This window comes from Streptomyces katrae, from assembly GCF_002028425.1.
Classification (GTDB): Bacteria; Actinomycetota; Actinomycetes; order Streptomycetales; family Streptomycetaceae; genus Streptomyces; species Streptomyces katrae_A.
In genome coordinates this window covers 5515150-5529531 of sequence record NZ_CP020042.1, presented here as the reverse complement: position 1 = coordinate 5529531, position 14382 = coordinate 5515150, and the positions used below count along the sequence as shown (strand labels likewise).

General features: G+C 72.4%; 9 protein-coding genes. 3 read left to right on the top strand and 6 right to left on the bottom strand.

What is annotated here, in order from left to right; translation table 11 throughout:
* Window position 1: 1 nt before the first annotated feature.
* From B4U46_RS25385 to B4U46_RS25375, 3 genes are all read right to left on the bottom strand, one after another.
* Window positions 2-340 carry a P-II family nitrogen regulator gene (locus B4U46_RS25385; protein WP_079429980.1) on the bottom strand — a complete coding sequence of 113 codons (339 nt, stop codon included), beginning with the start codon at window positions 338-340 and terminating at the stop codon, window positions 2-4.
* On the bottom strand, window positions 337-1683 hold the full coding sequence (locus tag B4U46_RS25380; RefSeq protein WP_079429979.1) for an ammonium transporter: 1347 nt from the start codon (window positions 1681-1683) through the stop codon (window positions 337-339). Before B4U46_RS25380 ends, B4U46_RS25385 begins: the two co-directional genes overlap by 4 nt.
* A gap of 264 nt (window positions 1684-1947) precedes the next feature.
* Complete coding sequence (locus B4U46_RS25375) at window positions 1948-3426, bottom strand: hypothetical protein (RefSeq protein ID WP_079429978.1); 1479 nt, start codon at window positions 3424-3426, stop codon at window positions 1948-1950.
* A 407-nt stretch (window positions 3427-3833) separates the two neighbouring features.
* On the opposite strand from B4U46_RS25375, the gene B4U46_RS25370 reads away from it, so the two are divergent.
* Window positions 3834-4502, top strand: coding sequence for a bifunctional DNA primase/polymerase (locus B4U46_RS25370; RefSeq protein WP_079431972.1), 669 nt, complete (start codon window positions 3834-3836; stop codon window positions 4500-4502).
* Window positions 4503-4586: 84 nt separating this feature from the next.
* Here the strand turns inward: B4U46_RS25370 and ftsY are convergent, their stop codons facing one another.
* Window positions 4587-5807, bottom strand: coding sequence for a signal recognition particle-docking protein FtsY (ftsY, locus tag B4U46_RS25365; RefSeq protein WP_079429977.1), 1221 nt, complete (start codon window positions 5805-5807; stop codon window positions 4587-4589).
* A 141-nt stretch (window positions 5808-5948) separates the two neighbouring features.
* On the opposite strand from ftsY, the gene B4U46_RS25360 reads away from it, so the two are divergent.
* Together B4U46_RS25360 and B4U46_RS25355 are read left to right on the top strand one after the other, a co-directional pair.
* Window positions 5949-7412: a cytosine permease gene (locus B4U46_RS25360; RefSeq protein WP_079429976.1), complete on the top strand. Its 1464-nt coding sequence runs from the start codon at window positions 5949-5951 to the stop codon at window positions 7410-7412.
* Window positions 7413-7477: 65 nt separating this feature from the next.
* On the top strand, window positions 7478-8464 hold the full coding sequence (locus B4U46_RS25355; RefSeq protein ID WP_079429975.1) for an LLM class flavin-dependent oxidoreductase: 987 nt from the start codon (window positions 7478-7480) through the stop codon (window positions 8462-8464).
* Window positions 8465-8508: 44 nt separating this feature from the next.
* Here B4U46_RS25355 and B4U46_RS25350 read toward each other — a convergent pair whose 3' ends face one another.
* Both B4U46_RS25350 and B4U46_RS25345 read right to left on the bottom strand, forming a co-directional pair.
* Complete coding sequence (locus B4U46_RS25350; RefSeq protein ID WP_079429974.1) at window positions 8509-9945, bottom strand: sugar porter family MFS transporter; 1437 nt, start codon at window positions 9943-9945, stop codon at window positions 8509-8511.
* Between the two features lie 182 nt (window positions 9946-10127).
* Window positions 10128-14309: an AAA family ATPase gene (locus tag B4U46_RS25345; RefSeq protein WP_079429973.1), complete on the bottom strand. Its 4182-nt coding sequence runs from the start codon at window positions 14307-14309 to the stop codon at window positions 10128-10130.
* Window positions 14310-14382: the final 73 nt, after the last annotated feature.

The following is a 14382-nucleotide window of genomic DNA, read 5'->3' as shown; positions in this document are numbered from 1 at the left end:
GCTAGAGGGCGTCGGCGCCGCGCTCGCCGGTGCGGACCCGGACGACCGAGTCCACGGGGACGCTCCACACCTTGCCGTCGCCGATCTTCTCGGTGCGGGCGGCGCTGACGATGACGTTGACGAGCTCCTCGGCCTCGTCGTCGTCGGCGAGGACCTCGATGCGGATCTTGGGTACGAGGTCCACGGTGTACTCGGCGCCGCGGTAGACCTCGGTGTGGCCGCGCTGGCGGCCGTACCCGCTGGCCTCGGAGACGGTCAGGCCCTGGACCCCGAAGGCCTGGAGGGCTTCCTTGATGTCGTCGAGCTTGTAGGGCTTGACGATCGCGGTGATCAGCTTCATGCGTCGACCTTCTTGTTGGCGGCGGCCACCGGGGCGTGGGAGGCGGCGGGGCGGGCGGAGATCCCGCCGCCGGCGCCGCTGAAGTCGTAGGCGGTCTCGGCGTGCTCGGCCTGGTCGATGCCGGAGACCTCGACGTCCTCGGCGACCCGCATCCCGATGGTCCTGTCGATGAGGAAGGCCATGATCGCCGATACGACGAGGGAGTAGGCGAGAACGGAGAAGACTCCGATCGCCTGCTTGCCGAGCTGTTCGAAGCCGCCGCCGTAGAACAGGCCCTTGGCGTCGGACTGGACGCCGCCGGTGGCGAAGAGGCCGACGAGGAGGGAGCCCGCGACGCCGCCGACGAGGTGGACGCCGACCACGTCGAGGGAGTCGTCGTAGCCGAACCTGTACTTGAGGCCGACGGCCATGGCGCAGAGCACGCCGGCGATGGCGCCGACGGCGATCGCGCCGAGCGGGCTGACGGAGCCGCCGGCGGGGGTGATGGCGACGAGACCGGCGACCGCGCCGGAGGCGGCGCCGAGGGTGGTGAAGGAGCCGTGGCGCAGCTTCTCGTAGGCGAGCCAGGCGAGCATGGCGGCGGCGGTGGCGACCTGGGTGTTGACGAACATCACGGCGCCGACGCCGTCGTCGTTGCCGAGCCAGGATCCGGCGTTGAAGCCGAACCAGCCGAACCAGAGCAGGCCGGCGCCGAGCATCACGAGGGGGAGGCTGTGGGGGCGCATCGGGTCCTTCTTGAAGCCGACGCGCTTGCCGATGACGAGGATGACGCCCAGGGCTGCGGCACCGGCGTTGATGTGGACGGCGGTGCCGCCGGCGAAGTCGATGACGCCGAGCTTGAACAGCCAGCCGCCGGCGCCCCAGACCCAGTGGGCGACGGGGAAGTAGACGACGGTGACCCACAGGGCGGTGAAGAGCACCCAGGCGCTGAACTTGACGCGGTCGGCGAGGGCGCCGCTGATCAGGGCGGGGGTGATGACCGCGAACATCAGCTGGAAGACGGCGAAGACGTAGACGGGGATGGTGTAGCCGTCCCACAGCTCGGTGAGGCCGATGCCGCTGAGGCCGACGTAGTCGGAGTTCCAGCCGATGACCGAGCCGGCGTCGGTGCCGAAGGCGAGGCTGAAGCCGTAGAGCACCCACAGGATCGTCACGATCCCCAGGCTGACGAAGCTCATCATCAGCATGTTGAGGCTGCTCTTGACACGGACCATGCCTCCGTAGAAGAAGGCGAGTCCCGGGGTCATCAGCATGACCAGGGCGGAGCAGATGAGCATGAACCCGGTGTTCGCGGCAGACAGGGTCGGGGTGTCTGCAGCGAGGGTCGTGATGGCTGATGCCATCGGCGTCTCCTCGTCGTCGGTACGTTCGCGTGCGGGCGATCGTGGGGTACCTGAGCGGCGGCGGTAAGGTCTGGCCGGTTATTGGCCCTGAGGTTCGCGCAGGCCGGTTTCCGGCGGCGCCGCTCGGTGTTTCGCTCCGATGACGAAGAGGTCGTGCGTGTTACGCCTGAATGAACCGGTAAGGTCCGGGTCCGGTCCGTGTCAGGTGAGGGTCAGGCGGGTCTCGGGTGCCCGTCAGGCGGGGCGCCGGGGGCGCGGGGCGGCTCAGACGGCCTCGGCGGCCTCGGGGAGGCGGGAGGCGAGGAGGTCGGTCAGCCGGACCACCTCGGCGACGTCGCCGTATTCACGGGCGGCGGTGTCGACGGTCTTGCGGAGCCGGGTGTTCACCCGTTCGGAGCGCACTTTTCGCGCCACGTCGAGGGCCTGGTCGACGAGGACGGCCGCCTGCTCGGGTTCGCGCTGGAGCAGGTGGACGGTGGCCATGCCGATGAGGTTGAGGGCGTAGGAGCGCTGGTGCTCCCCGTCCTTGGCGAAGAGCTCGACGGCCCGTTCCATGACGGGTTCGGCGAGGGAGGCGTAGGTGGGGCTGCGCCCGGCGACGTAGGCCAGGTCCCGGTAGGAGTGGGAGTTCTCGCCGTTGAGTTCGGCCTCGGAGAAGAAGCGGATCCAGTCCGGTTCCGGTTCGCCGTCGAAGCCGACGTCGCCGAAGGTGTCCTCGGCCATGCGCACGGCCCGCTTGCAGCGGCTGGGCTGGCCCATGTTGGCGTAGGCGCGGGCCTCCATGGCGTAGAGCATGGCCTGGGTGCGGGGTCCGGCGCAGTCGCGGCTGCCGTACTGGGCGAGGTGGATGAGTTCCAGGGCGTCCTCGGGGCGGCCGAGGTGGATCATCTGGCGGCTCATGCCGGAGAGGATGTACGAGCCCAGCGGCTTGTCCCCGGCCTCCTTCGCGGCGTGCAGCGCGAGGACGAAGTACTTCTGGGCGGTGGGGTGCAGGCCGACGTCGTAGCTCATCCAGCCGGCGAGTTCGGCGAGTTCGGCGGCCACCTTGAAGAGCCGCTTCATGACGGGGGCCGGGTGGTTCTCCTGGAGCAGGTCGGTGACCTCGTGGAGCTGTCCGACGACGGCCTTGCGGCGCAGTCCGCCGCCGCACTGGGCGTCCCACTGGCGGAACATCACGGTGGTGGCTTCGAGGAGGTCGAGTTCCGGGTCGGAGAGCCGGGGCGGCCGGTAGCCGGAGGGGTCCGGTTCGCGCGGCCCGGGGTCGGCGGCCGGGGCCGGGACGAGCCAGCGCTGCATGGGCTCGATGAGGGCGGGGCCGGCGGAGAGGGCGAGGGAGGTGCCGAGGAAGCCGCGGCGGGCCAGCATGAGGTCGCTGCGGGAGAACTCGCTGAGCAGTTCCACGGTCTGCGGGCCCGCCCAGGGCAGGTCGACGCCGGAGACGGAGGGGGTCTGGTGGGCGCTGCGCAGGCCGAGCTGTTCGATGGCGACGACGGCGCCGAAGCGTTCGGAGAAGAGTTCCGAGAGGATGCGCGGCACGGGTTCGCGGGGCTGTTCGCCGTCGAGCCAGCGGCGGACGCGGGAGGTGTCGGTGCTGATGTGGTGGGCACCCATCTGCCGGGCCCGGCGGTTGACCTGGCGGGCGAGCTCGCCCTTGGACCAGCCGCTGCGGACGAACCACGAGGTCAGCTGTTCGTTGCGGGCGGCCGATTCCCCGCTCGTTCCGCTTGCGCCGCTGCCGCTCACTGGAACGCCCCCATCCGCATCGCCTCTTCAGACGAAACCCTGGCCGGGGCGGCCCCTGCCGCCTGGGACCTTCACAGGTCCTCCACACATTGCCTCCGGCATACCCACGAATGGGCCTGCCTCCGGGTTTCGTGCACCGAAAGTAATCCTACGATCACCCCGTCGGCGACATCGCTTCGAGAAACGCCACCATTCGCCACCCCTTCGAATGAACTCGCCACCGGCCGGGCGCGATTCACTTGACAGGAAGGCGAAACGGAACGGTTGGACGGGAGCGCGGCCGGGGCGCGCGCGGCGAGGAGTGCGCCGGGCGGCCCCGGGTGGAAGGCGTGCTTCACCCGGCTCCCGAGAGGTCTCGCCGACGTCGTAACCACCGGCGCGTCCGACCCGTTGGAGGGGGCATGGGCATGGGCTTCACGATCGGCGGCAGCCGCAGCACCAAGGAATTCCGTTCCGGCGTCCGGCGCCGCGGCCGCACCTCGGAGTGCACGACGGTGGCGGAGTACACCGGCCTCTGGGGCTGGGACGCGGTCCCCGGCGCCCGCGCCGCGGCTCCGGCCCGCGACTGCTCCTGCGGTCATGCGAACTGCCTCATGCCGGGGGCGCATCCGCTGGACTTCGCTCCCACCGTGCCGGGCGGCGCCACCCTGGACGAGGTCACCGAGATCTGGGGCGAGTACCCGGGCGCGGCGATCCTGCTCCCCGTCGGCCGCACCTTCGACGTCATCGAGGTCTCCGCCGAGGCCGGCCGGCGCGCCCTGGTCCGCATGGAGCGGATGGGGCTGCCGCTCGGTCCGGTGACCGCGACCCCGGACGGCCGGGCCCAGTTCTTCGTGGCCCCCGGCGCCGCGGCCGAACTGCCCGAGCTGCTGTACCGGATGGGCTGGGACGACGCGGACCTGGACCTGCGCGCCCTCGGCCACGGCTCCTTCCTGACGGCCCCGCCCTGCGACCACGCGGGCCTCGGCCCGGCGGTCTGGCTGCGCGGGCCCGCACTGGACTGTGCGGGCGGGCCCCCGCAGGCCCGGCTCCTGCTGGGCACCCTCGCCTACACCTGTCACCGCTTCCGGCGCTGACGGCCTCCCCCGGCATACGGCAGTGCCCCCGCGTACCGGAGTTCCGGACGCGGGGGCACTCGTCTGCGGGGCAGGTGCGGCCGCTCAGTCGCCGATCAGGGCGTCCACGAACGCCTCCGGCTCGAAGGGGGCCAGGTCGTCGGCGCCCTCGCCGAGGCCGATCAGCTTGACCGGGACGCCCAGCGCGCGCTGGACGGCGACGACGATGCCGCCCTTGGCGGTGCCGTCGAGCTTGGTGAGCACGATGCCGGTGATGTCCACGACCTCGGCGAACACGCGCGCCTGGGTCAGGCCGTTCTGGCCGGTGGTGGCGTCGAGGACCAGCAGGACCTCGTCCAGCGGGCCGTGCTTCTCCACGACGCGCTTGACCTTGCCGAGCTCGTCCATGAGGCCGGTCTTGGTGTGCAGCCGGCCGGCGGTGTCGATGAGCACGACGTCGGCGCCCTCGGCGATGCCCTCCTTGACCGCGTCGTAGGCGATCGAAGCGGGGTCGCCGCCCTCGGGACCGCGCACGGTACGGGCCCCGACGCGCTCCCCCCAGGTCTGGAGCTGGTCGGCGGCGGCGGCGCGGAAGGTGTCGGCGGCGCCGAGGACCACGCTGCGGCCGTCGGCGACGAGCACGCGGGCGAGCTTGCCGGTGGTGGTGGTCTTGCCGGTGCCGTTGACGCCGACGACCATCACGACGGCCGGGGTGTCGGTACCGCTCTCGGTCTTCACGGCGCGGTCGAAGTCGGTGCCGACGAGGGCGACCAGCTCCTCCTTCAGCAGGCCGCGCAGTTCGGCGGGGGTGCGGGTGCCGAGCACCTTGACCCGCTCGCGCAGCCGCTCCACCAGCTCCTGGGTGGGGGTGACACCGACGTCGGCGATGAGGAGGGTCTCCTCGATCTCCTCCCAGGTGTCCTCGTCGAGGTGCTCGCGCGAGAGCAGCGTGAGCAGGCCCTTGCCGAGGGAGTTCTGCGAACGGGCGAGCCGCGCGCGCAGCCGGACCAGGCGGCCGGCCGTGGGCTCGGGCACCTCGATCTCGGGGGCGGCCGGGGCCTCGGGCTCCGCGGCCGGCGCCTCCACCGGAGCAGCCTCGGCCTCCGCCTCCGGGAGCCCGACCTCCTCGATGGTGCGGCGCGGTTCTTCCGCCGTCTCTACGGCGTCCTCCCCCACCTGCGGTTCGGCAGGCGGGGCAGTGATGGTCGGCGTGCTCGACGGTGCCGTGGGGGGCAGCTGCTTCTTCTTGCGGCTGCTGACCACGAGCCCGCTGATCGCGCCGACCGCGACCAGGGCGATGACTACAGCAAGGATCAGGATTTCCATAACCACCCCAGTATCTGCCACGGGCCACCCCCACCCCCGGACCTTGGACGTTCCCACCAGGTGCCGGTCCGCCATTTGTGGTCTTAACGCCACTTCTACGATGATGGGCGGATTGTCCCCACCCGCTTCCACGGAGTACCCATGCCTGCTGAAGAGAAGGCCGCCGACGGCGCAGTCGAGAGCCGGGGCCTGGAGCCCGTCCCGGACGGCGAGCGCGGCGGTCGGGTCCGCGAGCTCATACCCACCTGGGTGGCCGCGAACATCAGCGTGCTGCTGCTCACCATGGGCGCGGGCCTGGTGATCTTCAACGAGCTCAACATCTGGCAGGTGCTGGTCGTCGCGGTCGCCGCGCCGGTGGTCTCGTACGGGCTCGTCGGGCTGATCTCGCTCGCGGGCAAGCGCGGCGGCGCCCCCGGCATGGCGCTCTCGCGGGCCGTCTTCGGCCAGCGCGGGAACCTCTTCCCCGGGGCGCTGATCTGGGTGGCCCGCTGGGGCTGGGAGACGATCAACGCGGTCAGCGGCGCCTACGCCGTCCTGACCGTGCTCGACCTGCTCTTCGGCGTCAAGAGCAACACCGCCCTGATCGTGGTCACCCTGCTGTTCTTCGTGGGCTGCACCTTCGTGGTCTCCGGGCTCGGGATCAAGGCGCTGCGGGTCTGCTCGACCTGGTCGACGTACCTCTTCGGCGCCTTCAGCGTGCTGGTGCTCGGCTATCTGCTCTTCACCACCGACTGGTCCGCCGTCCTCGGCAAGCCGGCCGGTTCCACGGCGATGATGATCGCGGGCATCGGCACCATCGCGGCGGGCGGCATCAGCTGGGTGCCCTCCGGCCCGGACTTCACCCGCTACCTGCCCCGGACCGCCTCCGCCAAGGGCGTGGTCGGCGCGACGATCGGCGGCGCGGGCGTGGTGGTGCTGCCGATGGTGCTGATGGGTGCGGTGATGGCCGTCGGGACCCCGGACCTGGCCGGCGCCCAGGACCCGGTCTCCTTCATCGGTGAGCTGCTGCCGACCTGGATCGCGGTCCCCTACCTGCTGATCGCCCTCCTCGGCATGCTGCTGATCAACTCGATGTCGATGTACTCCGCCGGCTTCACCGCGCAGACGCTCGGCATCAAGGTGCCGCGCGCCTGGGCGGTCAGCGTCAACGCCGTCATCAGCCTGGTCTTCGGCTTCCTGCTGATGGTGGTGGCGACCGGCTTCTTCGGCTCGTTCATCTCCTTCCTGACCCTGCTGGCCGTGGCCTTCTCCGCCTGGATCGGGGTCTTCGGCGTGGACATGCTGCGCCGCACCTCCTACGACGGCGCGGCACTGCTGGACACCACGCGCACCAGCGCCTACTGGTACCGGGGCGGCTTCGCCTGGCAGGCGATGACGGCCTGGGGCACGGCGCTGGTGGTGGGCACGCTGTTCACCAAAGTGGACTGGTTCACCGGGCCGCTCGCGACGACCTGGATCGGCGAGAACGGCCTGGGCTGGGTGGCCGGCATCCTCACCTCCGGCGGGCTGTACGCCGTACTGCCCGGCACGGCCTCCCCCGCCCCGGCGGCGGGAGAGACGGCCGTGGAGCCCGGGCGCGAGCCCGCCGGGGCCCTGTCCAACTGACGCTCCGTCAGCTAGCCTCCCCCTTCGCCCGACCGACCCCGCATCCGGCGAAGGGGAACCCCTCCATGCCCATCACCGTGGCCCGCTTCAACCTCGTCGACCCGAACGGCACCCCCGCGAGCCTCGCCGCCCGCTACCAGGCGGCGGTGGAGATGGCCCGTTACGCCGACGAGCACGGGATCGACACGATCCAGACGGAGGAGCACCACGGCACGGACAACCACTGGCTGCCCTCCCCCTTCGCGTTCGCGGGCGCGGTGCTCGGCGCCACCCGCCGGATCGCGGTCACCGTCTCGGCGATCATCGGCCCGCTGCACGACCCGCTGAGGGTGGCCGAGGACATCGCCGTGCTGGACCTGATCGGCGGCGGCCGGCTGGTGACGGTCGCGGGGATCGGCTACCGGCCCGAGGAGTACGAGCAGCACGGGGTGGAGTGGGGGCGGCGCGGCCGGCTCCAGGACGAGCTCCTGGAGACGCTGCTCAAGGCGTGGACGGGCGAGCCCTTCGAGTTCCGGGGCCGCACGGTGAAGGTCACCCCGGTGCCCTTCACGCAGCCGCACCCGATGCTGCTGGTGGGCGGGAGCTCGAAGGCGGCGGCGCGGCGGGCGGCGCGGCTGGGGCTGCCGTTCTTCCCGAGCGCGCACCTGCCGGAGCTGGAGGCGTACTACGGGGAGCGGCTCGCCGAGTACGGCACCGAGGGCTTCTGCATGATGCCGGCGGAGCGGACGCCGCTGCTGCACGTCGCGGAGGACCCGGACCGGGCCTGGGTGCAGTACGGGCAGCACTTCCTGCACGAGGCGGGCATGTACGCCTCCTGGCAGTCCAAGGACATCCGCTCGGCGGTGCGCTCCGGCGCCCGCACGGTGGAGGAGCTGCGGGCGGAGGGGGTCTACCGGATCCTCTCCCCCGAGGAGGCGGTGGCCTTCGGCCGGGAGGCGGGCGGGGCGGGGAACCTGGTACTGCACCCGCTGTGCGGCGGCATGCCGCCCGAGGAGGGGTGGCGCAGCCTGCGGCTGCTGTGCGAACGGGTGCTGCCCCGGCTCAGGGACTGAGCCGGGGCAGCACCGCGGAGGGGAGGGGTGGTGGCGGGGTGGGGTTACCCCATCTCCTCCAACGCCTTGCCCTTGGTCTCCGGCACCCACTTGAGGATGAAGGGGATCGAGAGCACGGCGAAGACCGTGTAGATGACGTAGGCGCCCGACAGGTTCCAGTCCGAGAGCGTCGGGAACGTGACGGTGATCAGCCAGTTGGCGACCCACTGGGCGGCCGCGGCCACACCGAGCGCGGCGGCGCGGATGCGGTTGGGGAACATCTCGCCGAGCAGCACCCAGACCACCACGCCCCACGAGAGGGCGAAGAAGAGGACGAAGGCGTGCGCGGCGATCAGCGCGACGGTGCCCTGGGCCGAGGGGATGGAGATCTCGCCGGCGACATCGCTCTTGTAGGAGAACGCCCAGGCGCACAGGCCCAGCGAGACCGCCATGCCGGCCGAGCCGATCAGCGCGAGGGGCTTGCGGCCGATGCGGTCGACGAAGATCATCGCGATCACCGTGCCGATGATGTTGATGATCGACGTGGTGAAGGAGTAGAGGAACGAGCTGCTCGGGTCGATGCCGACCGACTGCCACAGCGAGGAGCTGTAGTAGAAGATCACGTTGATGCCGACGAGCTGCTGGAAGACCGAGAGGCCGATGCCGACCCAGACGATGGGCAGCAGGCCGAAGCGGCCGCCGAGCAGGTCCTTGAAGGTGGACTTGTGCTCGGAGCGCATGGCGGTCTCGATCTCGGCGACGCGCACGTCGAGGTTCGTGCGCGCGCCCTCGACCTCGGCGAGCACCTTGCGGGCCTCGTCCGTACGGCCGACGGAGATCAGGAAGCGCGGGGACTCCGGGATGACGAAGGACATCAGCCCGTAGAGCACGGCGGGGACGACCATCACGCCGAGCATCCACTGCCAGGCTTCCAGGCCGCCGAGCTTGCCGCGCTGGTCGCCGTCGGCGAGGTTCAGGATGCCCCAGTTGACCAGCTGCGAGATGGCGATGCCGATGACGATCGCGGCCTGCTGGAAGGAGGCGAGCCGGCCGCGGTAGGCGGGCGGGGAGACCTCGGCGATGTAGGCGGGGCCGATGACGGAGGCCATGCCGATGCCGAAGCCGCCGATCACGCGCCAGACCGCGAGGTCCCAGAGGGCGAAGGGCAGTGCCGAGCCGATGGCGCTCGCGGTGAACAGGACAGCCGCGATCTGCATGCAGCGGATACGGCCGATCCGGTCGGCGATCCGGCCGGCGGTGGCGGCGCCGATGGCACAGCCGATCAGCGCGGCGGCGATCACCTGGGCGAGGGCGCCGGAGCCGATGTCGAATCGGTCGCGGATGGCGACGACGGCACCGTTGATCACGGAGCTGTCGTATCCGAAGAGGAAGCCGCCCATCGCGGCGGCCGCGGTGATGAAGATGACGTGGCCGAGGTGCTCGGGCTGGGACGCGTTTCCGCCGCCGCCCGACGCCGCTGACTGCGCTGTACTGCTGGTCAAGGTGTGCTCCGTGGGGGGGTTCTGTCCGTTCTCCTAGTGGCGCACAGGTCAAGATCGGGCACCACCCGGAGCCGGGAGACAGCCCAGAGCCTATGTGTTCATTTCCTGAAGTCAATAGTCGATGTGAAGGTCACATGAGGTTCAAGCCGCGGATATTGACTTCATTTCTTAAATGATCACCTTCAGCGGAGACGCTGGCTGATCACCTTCGACACCCCGTCGCCCTGCATCGACACGCCGTAGAGGGCGTCCGCGACCTCCATGGTCCGCTTCTGGTGGGTGATGACGATCAGCTGGGAGCTCTCCTGGAGCTCCTCCATGATCCGGATCAGCCGCTGCAAGTTGGTGTCGTCCAGCGCGGCCTCGACCTCGTCCATCACGTAGAACGGGCTGGGGCGCGCCTTGAAGATGGAGACCAGCAGCGCCACGGCCGTCAGGGACCGCTCGCCGCCGGAGAGCAGGGACAGCCGCTTGACCTTCTTGCCGGGCGGCCGGGCCTCGACGTCCACGCCGGTGGCCAGCATGTTCTCCGGGTCGGTGAGCACCAGGCGCCCCTCGCCGCCGGGGAACAGCCGCGAGAACACCCCCTCGAACTCACGGGCGGTGTCCCGGTAGGCCTCGGTGAAGACCTGCTCGACCCGCTGGTCTACTTCCTTCACCACTTGAAGGAGGTCGGCGCGCGTCTTCCTCAGGTCCTCCAGCTGCTCACTGAGGAACCGGTGGCGCTCCTCCAGGGCGGCGAACTCCTCCAGCGCGAGCGGGTTGACCTTGCCGAGCTGCTGGTAGGCGCGCTCGGCCGCCTTGAGCCGCTTCTCCTGCCGGGCCCGGTCGAAGGGGCCGGGGCGGTTGCGGGGGTGGTCGGGGTCCTCCGGAAGCTCCTCGCCCTCGGCGGGCGGGGACGGGGGGACCGGCTGGTCGGGCCCGTACTCCGCCACCAGCGCCGCCGGCTCCACGCCCAGCTCCTCCAGGGCGCGGGTCTCCAGCTGCTCGATGCGCAGCCGCTTCTCGGCGCCGAGCACTTCGCCCCGGTGCACGGAGTCGGTCAGCTTGTCGAGCTCGCCCTTGAGGTCGCGGCCCAGGCCACGGGCCTCCCCGAGCTCCCGCTCACGCACCGCCTTGGCCTCGTCGGCGGCCGTACGCTCCCGCTCCGCCCGGGCGACGGACACCTCCAGGTGCGCCAGCAGCTGCCGGGCCCCGTCGGCGACGGCCCGGGCGACCTCGGCCTCGTGCCGCATCCGCCGGCGGCGCCGCTCGGCTCGCGCCCGCGCCTCCCGTTCGGCGCGGGCCCCCCGGTCGAGGGCGTCCGCCCTGCCCGCGAGGCCCTTGACCCGCTCCTCGTGGGTACGCAGCTGGAGCCGGGCTTCCATCTCGGTCTGCCGTGCGTTGGCCCCGTCGGCGGCGAGCCGGTCCCGGGCGGAGGTGTCGGGTTCCTCCGCGACCGGCATCTCCTCCACGGCCGCGAGCCGCTCCGCGCACTCCTCTACGTCGACCCGTGCGCGCTCCAGGGCCTCCTCGGCGGTGGCCACGGCCAGGGCGCCGCGCTCGGCCTCGCCCAGGGCCGCCTTCGCCTGCCCGGCGAGCCGCCCGAGCTGCTGCGCCGCCCCGGCCCGGGCCTGCTCCCCGGCCCGGCGCAGCTCGGCCAGCTCCTCGACGCGGGCCGCGGCGCCGGCCCGCCGCACCCGGGCGGCCTCCTCCCGCGCGGCCGACTCCCGGCACTCCAGCTCCAGCCGCTCCAGCTCCGCGCCGGCCTCGTCCACGGCGGCCTGCACCTCGATGAGACTGGGCACCCCGGCGGACCCCCCGTGCGCGAGGTGCGCCCCGAGCACGTCCCCCTCGGCGGTCACGGCGACCAGCTCGGGCCGCTCGGCGACGACACCCTCAGCCTCCGCCAAGGTCCCGACGACCACATACCCCCGCAGCACCCACGCGACGGCCCGCACGACCTCGGCATCCCCGCGCACCAGCCCGGCGGCCTCGCGGTACGCCACCTCGACAACCCCGGAGGCCCCGCGAGACCCGGCACCAGCCACCAAGCCCGGCACATCCGGCCCCGCCGGCGTTTGAGCCGGACCCGGGGCAGAGCCCCGCACATCCAGCCCCGCCGGCATCTGAGGCGCCGGGCCCGGGGCAGAGCCCCGCACATCCAGCCCCGCCGGCGTTTGAGGCGCCGGGCCCGGGGCAGAGCCCCGCACATCCAGCCCCGCCGGCGTTTGAGGCGCCGGGCCCGGGGCAGAGCCCCGCACATCCAGCCCCGCCGGCATCTGAGGCGCCGGGCCCGGGGCAGAGCCCCGCACATCCAGCCCCGCCGGCGTTTGAGGCGCGGGGTCTGGGGCGGAGCCCCGCACTTCCAGCCCCGCCGGCGTTTGAGGCGCGGGGTCTGGGGCGGAGCCCCAGTTTCGGGAAGGGGCGGGGTGGGGGAAGTCCTCCGGCCCCTGGGCCTGCCCGGGCAGGCCGGCACCGTCCGTGGCAACGCCGTCCGGTCCCGGCGCCTGCCCTGGAACCACGACCGGGGCCGGACCGGAACCCGAACCCGGAACCTGCTCCGGCACCACGGCCGGGACCGGGCCGGAACCCGAGGCCGGGGCCGGGGTGGAGCCCGGGACCGGGGCCGGGCCGGAACCCGGGGCCGGGGTGGAGCCCGGGGCCGGGGCCGGGGCGATCAGGAACGTGGCCCGGCCCGCGTCGGCTTCCCGCAGGTGCCGGATGGCCCCGGCCGCCGCCCCCGCCGAGGCCACGGCCACCGCATCCGCGGCGGAGCCGAGGGCCGCGGCCACCGCCACCTCGTACCCCGCCTCGACCGACACCCGCTCCGCCGCCGGCCCCAGCACCCCCTCCAGCCGCTCCCGCACCGCGAGCAGCGCCCCGGTGCCGTCCTTGCGCCGTAGCCCCAGTGCGAGCGCGTCCCGCCGTGCCGAGACCGCCGCGTGGGACCGTTCGGCCGAGGTCCGGGCCTCCCGGGCCGCCGCCAGGGCGGCCTCCGCCTCCTCCAGCCCGGCCCGCGCGGCCTCGTACTCCCCCTCGTCCGAGGAGGTCTCCTCCAGCCCGCCGACCTCCTCGGCCAGTGCCTCGTACTCCTCCCGGGCCTCCTCGGCCCGCACCCGTGCCCCGTCCCGGGCCGCCACGAGCCGGTCGATCTCCGACTGCGCCGCCCCCGCCCGGGAGCGGGCCGCGCCCAGGCGCCCGGTCAGCCGGGCCAGTTCCTCGCGCCGGTCGGCGACGGCCCGCGCGGCGTCCCGCAGCCGCCGCTCCTCCTGCGCGAGGGCCCGCTCCAGCTCGGCCCGGTGCGCGGCGGTGTCCTCCAGCGCCCGTTCGGAGGCTTCGAGCGCGGCGGTCAGCTCCGCCTCCTGCTCCCGGATCCGCGCGGCCTCCCGCTCCATGTCCTCCGGGTCACGGCCGCGCCGCTCCTCCTCCACCGGCGCCGACGCGCTCTTGACCCGTGCCAGGGCCAGGGACTCGGTGCCGCGCACCCGCTCGGCCAGCTGCGCGAGCTCGTGCCAGGTCTGCTGGGCCCGCTGGAGCCGGGGCGCGAGGCGCCGTACCGATTCCTCCAGCGCGGCCTCACGGCGCAGCGCCTCCGCGAGGTCCCGTTCGGCCGATTCCTTGCGTTCCTTCAGGGCCGCCTCGTCGGCGATCTCGGCGTCCAGCGCGGCCCGCAGCGCGACCAGGTCGTCGGCGAGCAGCCGCAGCCGGGCGTCGCGCAGGTCCGCCTGGATGACGGCGGCCCGCCGGGCCACCGCCGCCTGCCGTCCCAGGGGCTTGAGCTGCCGGCGCAGCTCGTCGGCGAGGTCCTGCACCCGCGCGAGGTTGGCCTGCATCGCGTCGAGCTTGCGCAGCGCCTTCTCCTTGCGCTTGCGGTGCTTCAGTACGCCGGCGGCCTCCTCGATGAAGGCGCGGCGGCCCATCGGGTCCGCGTGCAGGACGGAGTCGAGCTGGCCCTGGCCGACGATGACGTGCATCTCGCGGCCGATGCCGGAGTCGGAGAGGAGTTCCTGGATGTCGAGGAGCCGGCAGGTGTCCCCGTTGATCTGGTACTCGCTGCTGCCGCCGCGGAACATGATCCGCGTGATGGTGACCTCGGCGTACTCGATCGGCAGGGCGCCGTCGGAGTTGTCGATGGTGAGGGAGACCTCGGCGCGGCCGAGGGGCGGCCGGCCCGTGGTGCCGGCGAAGATGACGTCTTCCATCTTGCCGCCGCGCAGGGACTTGGCCCCCTGCTCCCCCATGACCCAGGACAGCGCGTCCACCACGTTGGACTTGCCCGAACCGTTGGGGCCCACGACACAGGTGATGCCCGGCTCGAAGCGGAGGGTGGTGGCGGAGGCGAAGGATTTGAAGCCGCGCAGGGTCAGGGACTTGAGGTGCACGCCGCCGGACTCTACCTTTCACGTTCGGTTTCACCCATGAAGGTGCAGGGCAGATCAGACGTTAAAGGAATCA